This window comes from Streptomyces sp. WAC06614 (assembly GCF_003949795.1).
Classification (GTDB): domain Bacteria; phylum Actinomycetota; class Actinomycetes; order Streptomycetales; family Streptomycetaceae; genus Streptomyces.
Genome location: NZ_RPRY01000184.1, coordinates 1 through 14498 on the forward strand (window position 1 = coordinate 1; position 14498 = coordinate 14498).

Sequence of the window (14498 nt, forward strand, 5' to 3'; positions counted from 1 at the left end):
GGGCGGCCCGGTCGGCGATGCGCAGGGTCCGGTCCGGGTCGCCGGCCGGGAGGGTGGTGTGCACCTCGACGGGGCCGGAGGCCACCGGGATCGGGGCCTCGCCCGCCTTGCCGGGGACGATGACGACGCGGGCGACCTGGCGGTCGACCTGCCACAGCGCGCTGCCGTCGAGCCGGCTCATCCGGCTCAGGCCGGGGGTGGCGTCCAGGACCCGGCCGAGCCGGGCGGGGGCGCTGTCGCGGACGAGGACGTAGCGGATGGCGAAGCCGCCGAGCTGGCCGGTCTGGTCGGCGCCGGAGCCGGCGACCAGGCTGGAGACGACCTTGTCGAGGCGGGGGTCGCTGCCGGTGGCGGCGGCGGTCTCGGCGTCGCCGAGCCGCCCGCCCGAGCCGCGGACCAGGGCGTAGGAGACCTCGCCGGGGGTGCTGCCGCCGAGGACGAGGGTGCGGGCCTGGTCGCGGGTGCCGCTCTCCTCGGCGACGAACGCCGGGACCTGGACGGGGTCGCGCCGCTCCAGCGGTCCGTCGGCGCCAGCGAGCACCCAGCCGGCGGCGGCGACCAGCGGGCCCGCCGCGGCGGTGAGCGCGATCAGCGCGGCGACGGGCTGGCGCCAGCCGAAGCCGTGCTCGGCCAGGCGGTGCCGGGCCCCGTCGGCGCCGACCAGGGCGGCGGCGAGCAGGGCGAGCCCGTACACGAGGAGGGCGGGTCCGGCCCAGGCGTCGCTGCCGTTCAGGACGACGGCCAGGACCAGGGCCACGAGGGCGACGGCCCAGGCGGTGCCGACGGCGGCGCGGCGCTCGGTGCGCAGCAGTGCCGCCAGCGCGGCGAGCAGGACGCCGGCCAGCAGGGGCAGGCCCAGGGTGCCGGGGCCGCCGGGGTTCGCGGTGAGCAGGCCGAGGGCGTCGGCGGAGCCGGCGCCGTAGGGCAGTCCGGCCTCGTGCAGCAGGCGGCCGGGGTGCGCGAGGAGGCCCAGCGACCAGGGGGCGAGCACGGCGAGCGGGGTGAGCGCGGCGGCCAGCAGCCGGGGGGCGTACGTCTTCCAGGCGGCGCGGCGTACGGCGAGCACGGCCAGGCCCAGCACGACGGCGAGCGGCCATACGGCCGGGGTGAAGGCGGTGGCCAGGGTGAGCAGCAGGGCGTACGTCCACACGGCCCGCCAGCCGCCCGCGGCGGTGCCGGGGTCGTCGGGCCCGTCCGGCCTGTCGAGCCGGTGGGCGGCGACGGCGGCGCGGGCGAGCGGCGGCAGCAGCACGGCGAGCACGGCGGTGCCCAGCCGGCCGCCGGCCAGGGCTCCGGTGGCGGCGGGCAGGAAGGCGTAGGCGACGGCCGCCCAGGCGCGCAGCAGCCGGGACTCGACCAGGGGGCGGGAGGCGGCGTAGGCGGTGAGGCCGGCGAGCGGGACCGAGCAGACCAGCAGCAGGGTCAGGGCGGTCTCGGTGGAGCCGAGCAGCAGGGTGGCCAGGGCGCCGAGGACGGCGAGGTAGGGCGGGGCGTCGGCGGTGCTGCCGGTGCCGACGGGGTGCCAGTCGTCGACGTACGCGTGCCAGAGCGCGGCGCCGCTGCCGGGGGCGGGCAGCAGGGCGCCGCCCATGAGGGAGCCGCCGGCGAGCAGGGCGCGGCAGGCGAGGACGGAGACCAGGAGCAGCAGGGCGAAGAGGACGGGGGCGGGCCGGCGGGCGATCCGCCGGAGCCGGGCGAACTGCTCGACCTCCAGGAAGTCGGCGTCCTCGGCGCCGGGACCGGACTCGACGGCGCCGCCGTGCCGGCCGGCGGTGGCCGGTTCGGCGGCGCGGCCGGCGCCGAGGTGGGCGGCGAGCTGTTCGAGGCCGGCGCGGACGGTGGCGCCGGGCGGGGGGAAGAGGGCGCGCAGTTCCCCGGGCGGGACGGCGGGCCGGCCGCGGCGCCGGCGGGCGGCGAGGATCCGGCCGGGGCGCAGCAGGGTGGCGAGCAGGCCGGTGAGTTCGTCGACGGCCTGGCCGGGGGCCTTGGCCAGGAGGTGGCCGAGGCTGCGCAGCAGGGTGCCGAGGACCAGGCGGAGCAGGACGTAGGGCAGGGCGCGGGCGGAGACGCCGGCGAGCAGGGTGTGGACGGCGCCGGCCTTGTCGACGCGGTGGGGGCTGGCCGGGGTGCGGCCGACGCAGTCGACGGTGCGGCGTTCGCGGGCGGCGGCCTCGGCGTGGCGCAGGACGGCGTCGGGGGCGACGAGGACGGTGTGGCCGGCCTGGTGGGCGCGCCAGCACAGGTCGACGTCGTCGCGCATGAGGGGCAGCCGGCGGTCGAAGCCGCCGAGGGCGTCGTAAACGTCGCGGCGGATCAGCATGCCGGCGGTGGAGACGGACAGGACGGGGCGGACCTGGTCGTGCTGGCCCTGGTCCTGTTCGCGGCGGTCGAGGCCGGTCCAGCGGCGGCCGCTGCGGGCGATGCTGACGCCGACCTCCAGGAGCTGCTTGGCGTCGTACCAGCCGCGCAGCTTGGGGCCGATGACGGCGGCGTCCTCGTTCTCGTCGGCGACGCGCAGGAGTTCGGTGAGGGCGTCGGGTTCGGGGGCGCAGTCGTCGTGGAGCAGCCAGAGCCACTGGACGGGTTCGCCGTGGGGGAGCTCGGGCAGGTCGTAGGTGTCGTCGCGCCAGGTGCGGCTGACGGGGTCCCAGCCGCTGGGCCGCTTGAGGTAGGGCAGGTCCTCGGGGGTGAGGGTGCCGGCGGCGCGGGCGGCCTCGTCGACGGCGGTGCCGAAGCCGGTGCGGCGGGCCAGGTGCAGGACGTGGTCGTCGCCGAGGGCCTCGGTGAGGAGCCGGGCGGAGGCGTCGGCACTGCCGGTGTCGGCGGCGACGATGTTCTGGGCGGGGCGTTCCTGGCCGAGGAGTCCGGCGAGGGCCCGGGGCAGCCAGCGGGCGCCGTCGTGGGCGACGAGGACGGCGGTGACGACGTGCCGGGGGAACGCGGGGGTGGTGGCCGTCGTGTGCGGGGCCGTCGAGTGGCTGTGCGGGGACATCGCGGTACGGGCCCTCCGGCGTGGGGGTCCCTCCGGACGGGGGCCGGGGGGTTCCGGGGCGCTGCCGCCCGCGGAGGCTGCTGGACTGGCGCCCCACATTAACGGCTGGAACAACGGCGGTCCGCCTCCTGCGGGGGAGGGGCAGGAGGCGGACCGTTTGCTCTGCTACGTATGTACGGATGCGGTGCGGAGTGCCGCGGTATCCGTCCTCGAACGCGTCGTCGGATGTTCAGCCGGCGGGGCTTCGCATTCAGACGGCGGCCTTCTTCAGTCGGCGTCGTTCCCGCTCGGACAGACCGCCCCAGATGCCGAAGCGCTCGTCGTTGGCGAGGGCGTATTCGAGGCATTCGGAGCGGACCTCGCACGCGAGGCACACCTTCTTCGCCTCCCGGGTGGAGCCGCCCTTCTCGGGGAAGAAGGACTCGGGGTCGGTCTGGGCGCACAGCGCCCGTTCCTGCCAACCGAGCTCTTCGTCCGCCTCCTCGACCAGCAGTTCCTGAAACAGCTCGGTCATGTGCGCCCCTCGCTCTGTCTGTGCGTCCCCGTGATGGTGTCGTTACGGCCAGAACCGGAAACGACACGAGTGAAATTACAAATGCGGCGATCTGGGGCAGTCAAGCCGAGATCTGCTATTGGGCCCCTTATTCACTCTGCGGAACCAAGCGTATACAGAAAGTGTTCATATCGCCAAAAATCGTGACACATGCCATGCGCACGCTCCCAGGGTGTGCCGGGTGACGCCCTCGCCCGTACCCGACGTGTCACTCCGCGGTGGGGTTGCGATTCGGCCACAGAAGCGAGCCAGATCACATTCCGGTCACGGGACGACAACGGTGATGCTGCGGTGTGTGAGCGCGGGTGCCCGCGGCCCGGATGAACAAACCTTTCTCCAGGCGGAGATACCGGAAGAGGTGAAAGTTTTCCCGCAGGGTGGACGTCAAGTTGACACCCGGACCCCGGAGCCGGTCTCCTTGTTCCCATGTCAGTGACCGCAGCCGCCACCCGGACGCCCATTCGTGGGTTCCTGCGTGCTGCCCAGGGTCGCTGTTGCTGTTGCAGCTGTTGATGCCTGCGGAGCGTTCGGCTCCGTCCAGTGCCCCGGCTCGCCCCCCAGCAAGCGCCCCGCCCGTACGTCCCGCGTACCGCGCCCCGCTCCCGCGGACGACGTACTGACATCCGAGGAACCCCCCACGATGAACAGCGACAGCGACCTCCAGATCGCCGGCGACATCCTCTCCGTGCAGCACCTGCTCCAGCCCGCCCGCGAGCACCCGGCCACCGTCGCCGAGTTCGTCGGCCTCGCCCGCTCCATCGCCGAGGACCGCAGCCAGTGGGAGCACCTGGTCCGCTACGACGCCACCACCCGCTGGTACCACCGGCTGCGCACCGGCCCCGGCTACGAGGTGTGGCTGCTGAGCTGGGTCCCCGGCCAGGGCAGCGGACGGCACGACCACGGCCCGTCCTCCGGGGTGCTCACCGTGCTCGACGGCGAGCTGACCGAGCACTCCGCCCGCGGCCCGCTCACCCTGCGCGCGGGCGCCCAGCGGGTGTTCGCCCCCGGCTACGCCCACGACGTCGCCAACGACTCCCTCGACGGGGCGGTCAGCCTGCACGTGTACTTCCCGGGCCTGACGGAGATGCCGATGCACGCGGCGGACCGGGTCGTCGCGCAGGCCGGGGCGGCGGCCCACCACTGCACCCCGACGCACCGCGCCTCCGTGGGCGTCGACGTGGCCTGACAGACTGCGGTGCATGCGCATTGTTGTTCTGGCCGGCGGTATCGGCGGCGCCCGTTTCCTCCGTGGACTGAAGTCGGCAGCGCCCGACGCGGACATCACGGTCATCGGCAACACCGGTGACGACATTCACCTGTTCGGGCTGAAGGTCTGCCCCGACCTGGACACCGTGATGTACACGCTCGGCGGCGGCATCAACGAGGAGCAGGGCTGGGGCCGTACCGACGAGTCCTTCACCGTCAAGGAGGAGCTCGCGGCGTACGGGGTCGGGCCCGAGTGGTTCGGCCTCGGCGACCGCGACTTCGCCACCCATATCGTCCGTACGCAGATGATCTCCGCGGGCTACCCGCTGAGCGCCGTCACCGAGGCGCTGTGCGACCGCTGGCAGCCGGGGGTACGGCTGCTGCCGATGAGCGACGACCGGGTCGAGACCCATGTCGCGGTCACCCTGGACGGGGAGAAGCGGGTCGTCCACTTCCAGGAGTACTGGGTCAAGCTGCGCGCCTCGGTGGACGCCGAGGCCGTCGTCCCCGTCGGCGCCGAGCAGGCCCGGCCCGCACCCGGCGTGCTGGAGGCCCTCGCCGCGGCCGACGTCATCCTCTTCCCGCCGTCCAACCCGGTGGTCTCCGTCGGCACCATCCTGGCGGTGCCCGGGATCCGCGAGGCCGTGGCCGCCGCCGCGGCGCCCGTGGTCGGCCTGTCCCCCATCGTGGGCGGGGCGCCGGTGCGCGGCATGGCCGACAAGGTGCTGGCGGCCGTGGGCGTGGAGACGACGGCCGCGGCGGTCGCCCGCCACTACGGCGGCGAGCTGCTGGACGGCTGGCTGGTGGACAGCGCGGACGCCGAGGCGGTCGCGGAGGTGGAGGCCGCCGGGATCCCCTGCCGGGCCGTGCCGCTGATGATGACGGACGTCGAGGCCACCGCGGCGATGGCGCGGGCCGCGCTGGAGCTGGCGCAGGCGGTGCGGCCGCGGGACACCGGAGCGGAGGACGCCCGGTGACCACGCCCGCGTACGAGGTACGGGCGGTCCCCGGGATCCCCGAGGTCCGCCCGGGCGACGACCTGGCGAAGCTGATCGCGGAGGCCGCCCCGGACCTGCGGGACGGGGACGTGCTGCTGGTCACCTCCAAGATCGTCTCCAAGGCGGAGGGCCGGATCGTCGCGGCCGACACGCGGGACGCGGCGATCGACGCCGAGACCGTACGGGTGGTCGCGCGCCGGGGCACGCTGCGGATCGTGGAGAACCGGCACGGGCTGGTGATGGCGGCGGCAGGGGTGGACGCGTCCAACACGGCGGCCGGCACCGTGCTGCTGCTGCCGCAGGACCCCGACGCCTCGGCCGCGGCGCTGCGCGCGCGGCTGGCGGAGCTGCTGTCGGTGGACGTCGGCGTGATCGTCACGGACACGTTCGGGCGGCCCTGGCGGGCCGGGCTGACCGACGTGGCGATCGGCGCGGCCGGCGTACGGGTGCTGGACGACCTGCGGGGCGGGACGGACAGCCACGGCAATCCGATGAACGTGACCGTGGTGGCCACCGCCGACGAACTCGCCGCGGCCGGGGACCTCGTCAAGGGCAAGGTGGCCGGGCTGCCGGTGGCAGTGGTACGCGGGCTGCCCCACGTACGGGGCGAGGGCGCGGCGCGGGAACTGGTGCGGGCCCCGGAATTCGACATGTTCCGGCTGGGCACCTCGGAGGCGGTGCGGGAGGCGGTCACGCAGCGGCGGACCGTCCGGTCCTTCACCGCGGACCCCGTGGACCCCGGCGCGGTACGCCGCGCGGTGGCGGCGGCCGTGACGGCGCCGGCGCCGCACCACACCACGCCGTGGCGGTTCGTGCTGCTGGAGTCGCAGGAGTCGCGGGTACGCCTGCTGGACGCGATGCGCGACGCGTGGGTCGCGGACCTGCGGGGCGACGGCAGGTCGGAGGAGTCGATCGCGAAGCGGGTGCGCCGCGGCGACGTGCTGCGCAACGCGCCGTACCTGGTCGTGCCGTGCCTGGTGACGGACGGGGCGCACCACTACGGGCACGAGCGGCGGGACGCCGCCGAGCGGGAGATGTTCGTGGTCGCCATGGGGGCCGGGGTGCAGAACTTCCTGGTCGCGCTGGCCGGGGAGCGGCTGGGGTCGGCGTGGGTGTCGTCGACGATGTTCTGCCGGGACGTGGTGCGGGAGGTGCTGGGGCTGCCGGCCGGGTGGGACCCGATGGGCGCGGTGGCGATCGGCCACCCGGCCGAGCCGGCCAAGGCCCGGGCCGGGCGTGAGCCGGAGGACTTCATCGAGGTCCGCTGACGCCAAGGCCTGGGCGGGGCCGGCCGTGGCCTTGGCCGGGCCGGGTCCCACTGCCAAGGCCGGGCCCTGGACGCCGTGACCGTGCCCGGGCCGGGTACCACTGCCAAGGCCGGGCCCTGGACGCCGTGGCCGTACCTGGGCCGGGTGCCACTGCCTGGGCCGGGCCCTGGACGCCGTGCCCGTGCCCGGGCCGGGTACCACTGCCAAGGCCGGGCCCTGGACGCCGTGACCGTGCCCGGGCCGGGTACCACTGCCAAGGCCGGGCCCTGGACGCCGTGACCGTGCCCGGGCCGGGTACCACTGCCAAGGCCGGGCCCTGGACGCCGTGACCGTGCCCGGGCCGGGTACCACTGCCAAGGCCGGGCCCTGGACGCCGTGCCCGTGCCCGGGCCGGGTACCACTGCCAAGGCCGGGCCCTGGACGCCGTGACCGTGCCCGGGCCGGGTACCACTGCCAAGGCCGGGCCCTGGACGGGTGGCCGTGCCTGGGCCGGGTGCCACTGCCTGGGCCGGTCGGGGGTTTCGGGGCTCCGCCCCGGACCCCGCGCCTCAAACGCCGGCGGGGCTGGAAGGGGCGCTCCCGGCGAAGCCGGAAGGCGTGCCCCCGGCGGAGCCGGAAGGGGTGGTGTCGCGGCGGATTTCTTGTATGCCTCGGTGGAGGCTCTTGCGGAGGCGGGGGGTCAGGGGGCGTTCTGCCAGGTGGTGGATCAGCCAGGCGACCGCCAGCATGGCCGTGGTGACCGTCAGGACCAGGGGGACCGGGGGCAGGCGGTCGCGGAAGTGGTGGATGGCGGTGATGCCCGCCAGCATGTGGATCAGGTAGAGCGGGTACGTCAGGGCGCCCGCGGGGCGGAGCCAGCGCCACTGGATCCGGTCGAAGGCGCCCAGCGCCATGCCCGCCATGACGAGGAACCCGGCCGTGATGACCAGGTGCGCCGGCCACGCCGGCAGCTGCTCGGCCGTGGCCCTCCCCAGGTTGGTGATCATCCGGTCGCGGACATAGGCCTGGGCCAGGAGGAACTGCACGCCCACGACCGCCCAGAGCACGGCGTTGGGCCGGAACCGGCGCATCAGGTGGAAGGCGGTGCCCGCGATGAAGTACGGCGCGTAGGACGGCACCGCGAAGAAGTACAGCACCCCGCTGTCGGCAGTCGGGGCCACGATCGCGGCCAGGGTCCACAGCGCGCAGAAGAACACGCAGTTGCGGTACGTGACCCCGCGCAGCACGACCAGCGCGAACAGCGCGTAGAACTTCAGCTCCACGAACAGCGTCCAGTACACGTCGTCGACGTGCGGCACCTCCACGCCGGCCTGGAGCATGGAGAGGTTCACGACGACGTCGGTGAGCTTCACGGCCCGTACCTCGGGCCACAGGGTCAGCACCGCGCCGGTGAAGAGCACGGCCACCCAGTAGGCGGGGAAGAGCCGCGAGACGCGGGAGACCGCGAATTCGCCGACCGTACGGCCCCACGCGCTCATGCAGATCACGAAGCCGCTGACGAGGAAGAACATCTCCACGCCGAGCCAGCCGTAGGCCGCGCCCCGGCTCGCGGCCGGGAAGACGCCGGCCGCGGGCTCGCCCCAGGCGCTCTCCAGGGCCATGTAGTGGTAGCAGAGCACCGCGAGTGCGGCGAGCACGCGGACGCCGTCCAGGGCGGCCAGGCGGGGGGACCCCGCCGGTGCCGAGCCCGGGGCCGGGGCCGAGCCCGCTGCGGCGCCCGCGGCCTGGGCCGGTTCCGTGGCCGGTGCCGGGACCGTGCTCGTGGCGGGTCTCGCGGTCATGTGTCGTCGCCATCCTGTCAGGTACCTGTCCAATGATCGGAGAACGGTACCCCGGGGCGATCACCAGCGGGCGATGTCCGTCCTGCGCATCTTCGGCGCCCGGCGCGGCGGGGTGGGACCGGCCAGCAGGATCAGCCGGGCCGCGCGGTGGCGCTGGCCGGCGTACGGGGCGAGCAGGGCCAGCATCTCGTCGTCGTCGGCGTCGCGGTTGCCCGCCAGGGCGTAGCCGATGACGCCCGGCAGGTGCAGGTCCCCGGTGGTGACGGCGTCGGCGGCCCCGTTGCTGCGCTGGAGGGTCTCGGCGGAGGTCCACGGGCCGATGCCGGGGACCAGCTCCAGCCGGGCGGCGGCCTCGGGCAGCGGCATGGCCGCCGCCTCCTCCAGCCGTGCGCCGACCCGTACCGCGCGCAGGATCGTGCCGGAGCGCTTGGTGTCGACCCCGGCCCGGTGCCAGTCCCAGGAGGGGATCGTCAGCCAGGTGCGCGGGTCGGGCATCACGTACAGGCCGGTGCCGCCGGCCGGGCCCGGGGCGGGTTCGCCGTACTGGCGGACCAGGCGGCGCCAGGCGCGGTAGGCCTCGTCCGTGGTGACCTTCTGTTCCAGGACCGTCGGGATCAGCGATTCCAGGACCAGGCCGGTCCGGGTCAGCCGCATGCCGGGGCGGCGGCGGTGGCTGGCGTGCACCAGGCGGTGGCGGGGGACGAAGGCGGCCGGGTCGTCGTCGGCGCCGAGCAGGGCGGGCAGGCCCTCCAACAGCCAGTCGGCGCCCGGCCCCCAGGCCTCGGCGGTGACCCGGCCGTCGTGCACGGCGACACGGAGGGTGCCGGGGCCCTGCGGGGTGCGGGTGGCGCGCCAGACGGAGCCGTCGGGGGTCGTGCGGAAGGTCGGGTCGCCCGGCCCGCGCCGCAGCGGCCCGAGCGTGAGCCCCAGGTCGACGGGGCCTTCGGGCTCCCAGGTGCGGGTCCTGCCGCCGTTCCCGGCGGGCTGCCCGGCACCACGGGCCACGCCGGTCCATCCGCCGCGCACCGCGGTCCGGGAAGGAGGGGTGAAGCGACCGGCCATGGCACGAGACTATCCCGCGCCTCCGCCGCCGTCCCTCGCCGGCCCGCTGCCTCCGCCGCCGTCCCTCGCCGGCCGCTGCCTCCGCCGTCGGGCGTCGCCGGCTGCCGGCGCCGCTACGGCCTGCCCTGGAGCTTCGCCGAGGCCGTGCGGGTCGGGGGCAGTTTCGCGTACAGCAGCTTGCCCGGGCATTCGGTGGCGAAGCCGTCGCGGTGGCCCGAGATGACGTTCATCGAGACCGATCGGCCCTTGGGGTAGCGGTTGCCGCCGGCCGAGGTGAGCTTGGTCTTCGCCCGCGGGTCGCGGTTGAACAGGCCGAGCTTCCACGCCGTCAGCCGGGCCACCGAGTCCAGCGCCGCCGCCGGCGGGGCCGTCCTGCCGTACGAGCCGAGGACGACCACGCCCATGCTGTCGGTGTTGAAGCCCATCGTGTGCGCGCCGAGCACCGGCTTGGCGACGCCGCCCGCCCGGCCCTCGTAGACCGTCCCGCACTTGTCGACGGCGAAGTTGTAGCCGAAGTCCCGCCAGCCGCTGCTGACCACGTGGTAGCGGTACAGGCTCCGCAGCACCGCCGGGGCGTCCTTGCAGGCGTAGTTGTTGCCGGAGGCGCTGTGGTGGACGAACGCCGCCTTCACCGTCTGGGTGTAGACGAAACCCGGCTCGCGCAGCGACTCGTCCGCGCCCCACCCCTTGCGGGTGACGATCCGCGGCCGCGGCCCGATGTACGGGGTGGTCGCCGCGGCCGGGTTGCCGTCGTCGGCGTAGGCCGCGTCGGCGGTGGAATCGGCCTTGTTGAGCGCCTTGATCTCGTCGGCGCCCATGGGGGCCATCGGCACGTTCGCGGAGGAGGCCTCGGCCGCGGCCATCGACAGGCCGGGGACCGCGTTCTCCCCCTTGTCGTCGCCGTCCGGCTGCGTGCCGTTCTTGCCGTCGCCCGGCACGGCCGTCGGCGCCCCGGGGTCGACCAGCTCGATGCGCAGCCCCGACGGCAGCCGGCCCGCGGGGCGGTCCGTGCCCGGCTCGGCCGTGACCCGTACCTCGACGCCGTCCGACTCGCCGACCCACAGGGGCGCCGTGGCTCCGCGGACCCGGCCGGAGCCGCGCTCGGCGGCGTCCGGGTCGGCGCCGTGGTCGGCGTTGTGGATCTCCACGTCCTGCCAGTCGGACCACAGGGCCGTGCGCGCGTCGCGGGTACGGACCTGGACCCGGCCGGCCAGTTCGGCGCCGGCGTCGTCCCAGACGACGCCGACCAGCGAGAACTTCTCGACCTCACGCGCCGTCAGCCCGCGGGTCTCGGGCTCGGGGCGGGAGGTCCCGGGGACGGGTACCGCGCTGCCCCGGGCCGCCTGCGCCTGCGGTTCCAGCGGGACCAGAGGCAGCGACCGGGTGGAGCCGGCGGGGGTCTCGGGGGCGGACTCGGCCAGGGCGGGTACGGCGAACACGAGCGGGACCGCCAGCGCGGTCGCCGCGGCGACGCCGATCGAGGAAGCAAGGAATCCACGCATGCAGACGATGCTGGGCGCGGCTTCCGGGCCCCGCCAGCCGGAACTGACGGGGCGTCGGCCGGTGCGGTGGCCGCGTCTGCGCCGTCCGGGCGACGGGCCGGCGCCCGGACGGGGGACGGGCGCGGGAGGGCCCAGCGTACGCTGGGCCGGGTGAACGCCACTGACCGCACCCCTGCCGACCTGCTGCGATCCGCGCTCGCCGCTGATCCGGGCCGTCCGCTCGTGACCTTCTACGACGACGCGACGGGCGAGCGCGTCGAATTGTCCGTCGCCACCTTCGCCAATTGGGTGGCCAAGACCGCCAACCTCCTCCAGGGCGACCTGGCCGCCGGCCCCGGCGACCGGCTGGCCCTGCTGCTGCCGGCGCACTGGCAGAGCGCGGTGTGGCTGCTGGCCGCCGCCTCCGTGGGTGTCGTCGTGGAGATCGGCGGGGACCCGGCCGACGCCGACCTCGTGGTCAGCGGGCCCGACACGCTGGACGCGGCGCGGGCCTGTTCGGGCGAGCGGATGGCGCTCGCGCTGCGGCCGCTGGGCGGCCGCTTCCCGCAGCCGCCGGCCGGCTTCGCCGACTACGCGGTGGAGGTGCCCTCGCAGGGCGACCGCTTCGCGCCGTTCGTGCCGGTGGACCCCGAGGGTCCCGGCCTGGTGGTGGGGGACGTGGCCCTGTCGTACGCCGGGCTGGTCGAGCGGGCCCGCGCGGACGCGGCACGACTGGGCCTGGGGCCGGGCGAGCGGGTGCTGTCGGGGCAGGGCTACGCCACCTGGGACGGCCTGTCCGCGGGGCTCTTCGGGCCGCTGGCCACGGGCGGCTCGGTGGTGCTGTGCCGCCACCTGGAACAGCTGTCGGCCGAGGGGCTGGCCCAGCGGGTGGAGAGCGAGCGCGTCACCCGGACCCTGCCCTAGGCGGGAACGGGCCGGGCCGAGCCGGGCCGGGCCAGGCCGAGCCGAGCCGAGCCAGGCCGAGCCAGGCCGAGCCGGGCCAGGCTAGGCCAGGCCAGGCCAGGCCGAGCCGAGCCGAGCCAGCCCGAGCCGGGCCAGGCCGGGCCGAGCCGAGCCGAGCCGGGCCGAGCCGAGCCAGGCCGAGCCGAGCCAGCCGAGCCGAGCCAGGCCAGGCCGAGCCGGGCCAGGCCGAGCCGAGCCGGGCCAGGCCAGGCCGAGCCGAGCCAGCCCGAGCCGGGCCAGGCCAGGCCGAGCCGAGCCAGCCCGAGCCGGGCCAGGCCGGGCCGAGCCGGGCCAGGCCAGCCCGAGCCGCGCGGGGCCGGGCCAGGCCGGGCCGGGCCAGGTGGCGCCCTGGACCTGCCGGCCCGGCCCGGCCGGCGGGCGCCGGCCCGGCGGCCTTGTGGTGCCTGGCCCGTGCCCGGCTCCGTCACCCGCACGGCCTAGCAGGACCCCTCACCCCGGGCCTCCGCGCCGGTCCGGGGTCAGGATCGGCGGAGGGGATCGCGCCCCACAGGGACGAGTCCCGAGGAGTGAGCGGGCCGGATCGGCGAGCGAGGTCGAGCGAGGTCGAGGGACGGACGCGGACGTGACCGAGAGCGCGGGCATACCCGGCGGGACCGGGGCGGCCGGAGGCGGACCGAAGCCTTCCCGGGGCCGCCGGCGCAGGCTGCTGCGCTGGATCGGCCTGGGCATGGCGCTGCTGGTCCTGGCGGGCGCGGCCACCGGCTGGTGGATCTACCGGAAGCTCGACGGCAACATCCGCGAGGACACCTCCGCGGCGGCCGAGCTGGAGCGCTACGAGCGGGAGCGCCCGCTGCACCTGATCAGCGGGGCGCAGAACATCCTGGTGATCGGCTCGGACTCGCGCTCGGGCAGGGAGAACGCCCGCTACGGCCAGGACCAGGGCACGCAGCGGTCGGACACCACGATCCTCCTCCACCTGCCGGCGGACCGGCGCAGTGCGACGGCGGTCTCGCTGCCGCGGGACCTGATGACGCGGATCCCGCCCTGCCTGGGGGCCGACGGCACCCGGACCGGGGAGCGGTTCGGGCAGTTCAACTGGGCGTTCCAGTGGGGCGGGGCGGCCTGCACGATCCGTACGGTCGAGGCGCTGACCGGGGTCCGGATCGACCACCACATGGTGATGGACTTCCGGGGCTTCAAGAAGATGGTGGACGCCGTCGGCGGGGTGGAGGTCTGCCTGAAGTCGCCCATGAACGACGCCGAGGCCAAGCTGCGGCTGCCCGCGGGCCGGCAGACCCTCCAGGGCGAGCAGGCCCTGGGGTTCGTACGGGCCCGCTACAGCCTGGGCAACGGCAGCGACACCGAACGCATGGAGCGCCAGCAGCAGTTCCTCGCCTCGCTGGTGAAGAAGGTCCAGAGCAACGGGGTGCTGCTCAACCCGGCCCGGCTGTACCCGCTGCTGGACGCGGCGACCTCGTCGATCGCCACCGACCCGGAGCTGGCGTCGCTGCGGGCGCTGTACGAACTGGTGCGGACCACACGGGACATACCGACCGACCAGATCCGGTTCCTGACGGTGCCGCGCAAGCCGTACGCGGGCAATCCCAACCGGGACGAGCTCCTCGAACCGGAAGCGGAGCAGCTGTTCCGGCAACTGCGCCTGGACCAGCCGATCACGGTCGTCCCGGCCCGGCCGCAGGCTCCCGCCGTGGCGCAGCGGACCCCGGGCGGACGCTCCCAGGAGCCGGGTGACCAGGACCACGGGCGGGAAAACGGAACCACTCCCCCGGCCAGTCCCGTCCCTACCTTCACGGGGACCACCGCCGGGACCGCTACCTGCCGGTAAAGCAATCCCAAAAGCCGGAGCCCGAACCGGGTGTGATGGCGGTTTTGCCCCGTTATAAGGGGAGTGGAATTTGTCACCAGCATGGTTTGCGGACGAACGGGGCGGATAAGGTGAGCGGTCCGGTGCCCGGCAGGCCGAAAGCCGTGCACCAGCAGCCGGATCGTTGAGCGTGCAGCCGAGGGGGAGGCGTCGCGCGAGGCACCGACGGAGGACATACGCAATCGTGGACGCGCACAGCCGTGGGCGAGCAGAAGAGATCGACCCCGCAGACCAGTGGGTGCTCAACCCCCGCACCGGCCATTACGAATTGCGACCGGACCGCTCACCTTATCCGCCCCGTTCGTCCGCAAACCATGCTGGTGACAAATTCCACTCCCCTTATAACGG

General features: G+C 75.1%; 10 protein-coding genes. 5 read left to right on the top strand and 5 right to left on the bottom strand.

Annotation, left to right across the window (positions count from 1 at the left end; translation table 11 throughout):
- Both EF918_RS22740 and EF918_RS22745 read right to left on the bottom strand, forming a co-directional pair.
- On the bottom strand, positions 1 to 2992 hold a 2992-nt coding region (locus EF918_RS22740; protein ID WP_148141254.1), incomplete at its 3' end, for a glycosyltransferase family 2 protein.
- A 250-nt stretch (positions 2993 to 3242) separates the two neighbouring features.
- Positions 3243 to 3506 carry a WhiB family transcriptional regulator gene (locus tag EF918_RS22745; protein ID WP_003983763.1) on the bottom strand — a complete coding sequence of 88 codons (264 nt, stop codon included), beginning with the start codon at positions 3504 to 3506 and terminating at the stop codon, positions 3243 to 3245.
- Between the two features lie 679 nt (positions 3507 to 4185).
- On the opposite strand from EF918_RS22745, the gene EF918_RS22755 reads away from it, so the two are divergent.
- From EF918_RS22755 to EF918_RS22765, 3 genes are read left to right on the top strand one after another with little or no spacing between them, the layout of a single operon-like run.
- Positions 4186 to 4731 (top strand): cysteine dioxygenase family protein, encoded by a 546-nt coding sequence (locus tag EF918_RS22755; RefSeq protein WP_125649822.1) that lies wholly within the window; start codon positions 4186 to 4188, stop codon positions 4729 to 4731.
- A 13-nt stretch (positions 4732 to 4744) separates the two neighbouring features.
- Positions 4745 to 5728, top strand: coding sequence for a 2-phospho-L-lactate transferase (cofD, locus tag EF918_RS22760; RefSeq protein WP_125649824.1), 984 nt, complete (start codon positions 4745 to 4747; stop codon positions 5726 to 5728).
- A complete protein-coding gene (locus EF918_RS22765; RefSeq protein ID WP_125649827.1) occupies positions 5725 to 7017 on the top strand; it encodes a coenzyme F420-0:L-glutamate ligase in 1293 nt (430 codons plus the stop codon). The genes cofD and EF918_RS22765 overlap by 4 nt, the downstream gene beginning before the upstream one ends.
- 548 nt (positions 7018 to 7565) lie before the next feature.
- On the opposite strand, the gene EF918_RS22770 is transcribed toward EF918_RS22765, so the two are convergent.
- The 3 genes from EF918_RS22770 to EF918_RS22780 form a co-directional block, all read right to left on the bottom strand.
- Positions 7566 to 8798 carry an acyltransferase gene (locus tag EF918_RS22770; protein ID WP_125649830.1) on the bottom strand — a complete coding sequence of 411 codons (1233 nt, stop codon included), beginning with the start codon at positions 8796 to 8798 and terminating at the stop codon, positions 7566 to 7568.
- A gap of 60 nt (positions 8799 to 8858) precedes the next feature.
- A complete protein-coding gene (locus tag EF918_RS22775) occupies positions 8859 to 9860 on the bottom strand; it encodes a DNA-3-methyladenine glycosylase (RefSeq protein WP_125649833.1) in 1002 nt (333 codons plus the stop codon).
- A gap of 113 nt (positions 9861 to 9973) precedes the next feature.
- Positions 9974 to 11362 carry a peptidoglycan recognition protein gene (locus tag EF918_RS22780; RefSeq protein WP_125649836.1) on the bottom strand — a complete coding sequence of 463 codons (1389 nt, stop codon included), beginning with the start codon at positions 11360 to 11362 and terminating at the stop codon, positions 9974 to 9976.
- A gap of 150 nt (positions 11363 to 11512) precedes the next feature.
- Between EF918_RS22780 and EF918_RS22785 the strand changes: the two genes are divergently transcribed.
- Both EF918_RS22785 and EF918_RS22795 read left to right on the top strand, forming a co-directional pair.
- Positions 11513 to 12265 carry a TIGR03089 family protein gene (locus tag EF918_RS22785; RefSeq protein ID WP_125649840.1) on the top strand — a complete coding sequence of 251 codons (753 nt, stop codon included), beginning with the start codon at positions 11513 to 11515 and terminating at the stop codon, positions 12263 to 12265.
- A 523-nt stretch (positions 12266 to 12788) separates the two neighbouring features.
- A complete protein-coding gene (locus EF918_RS22795) occupies positions 12789 to 14111 on the top strand; it encodes an LCP family protein (RefSeq protein WP_260610515.1) in 1323 nt (440 codons plus the stop codon).
- Positions 14112 to 14498: the final 387 nt, after the last annotated feature.

Bases quoted from the DNA above. Each gene is read 5' to 3' on its own strand.
- cofD (WP_125649824.1), top strand. From the start codon at position 4,745: ATGCGCATTGTTGTTCTGGCCGGCGGTATCGGCGGCGCCCGTTTCCTC.
- EF918_RS22780 (WP_125649836.1), bottom strand. From the start codon at position 11,362: ATGCGTGGATTCCTTGCTTCCTCGATCGGCGTCGCCGCGGCGACCGCG.
- EF918_RS22770 (WP_125649830.1), bottom strand. From the start codon at position 8,798: ATGACCGCGAGACCCGCCACGAGCACGGTCCCGGCACCGGCCACGGAA.
- EF918_RS22775 (WP_125649833.1), bottom strand. From the start codon at position 9,860: ATGGCCGGTCGCTTCACCCCTCCTTCCCGGACCGCGGTGCGCGGCGGA.
- EF918_RS22745 (WP_003983763.1), bottom strand. From the start codon at position 3,506: ATGACCGAGCTGTTTCAGGAACTGCTGGTCGAGGAGGCGGACGAAGAG.
- EF918_RS22755 (WP_125649822.1), top strand. From the start codon at position 4,186: ATGAACAGCGACAGCGACCTCCAGATCGCCGGCGACATCCTCTCCGTG.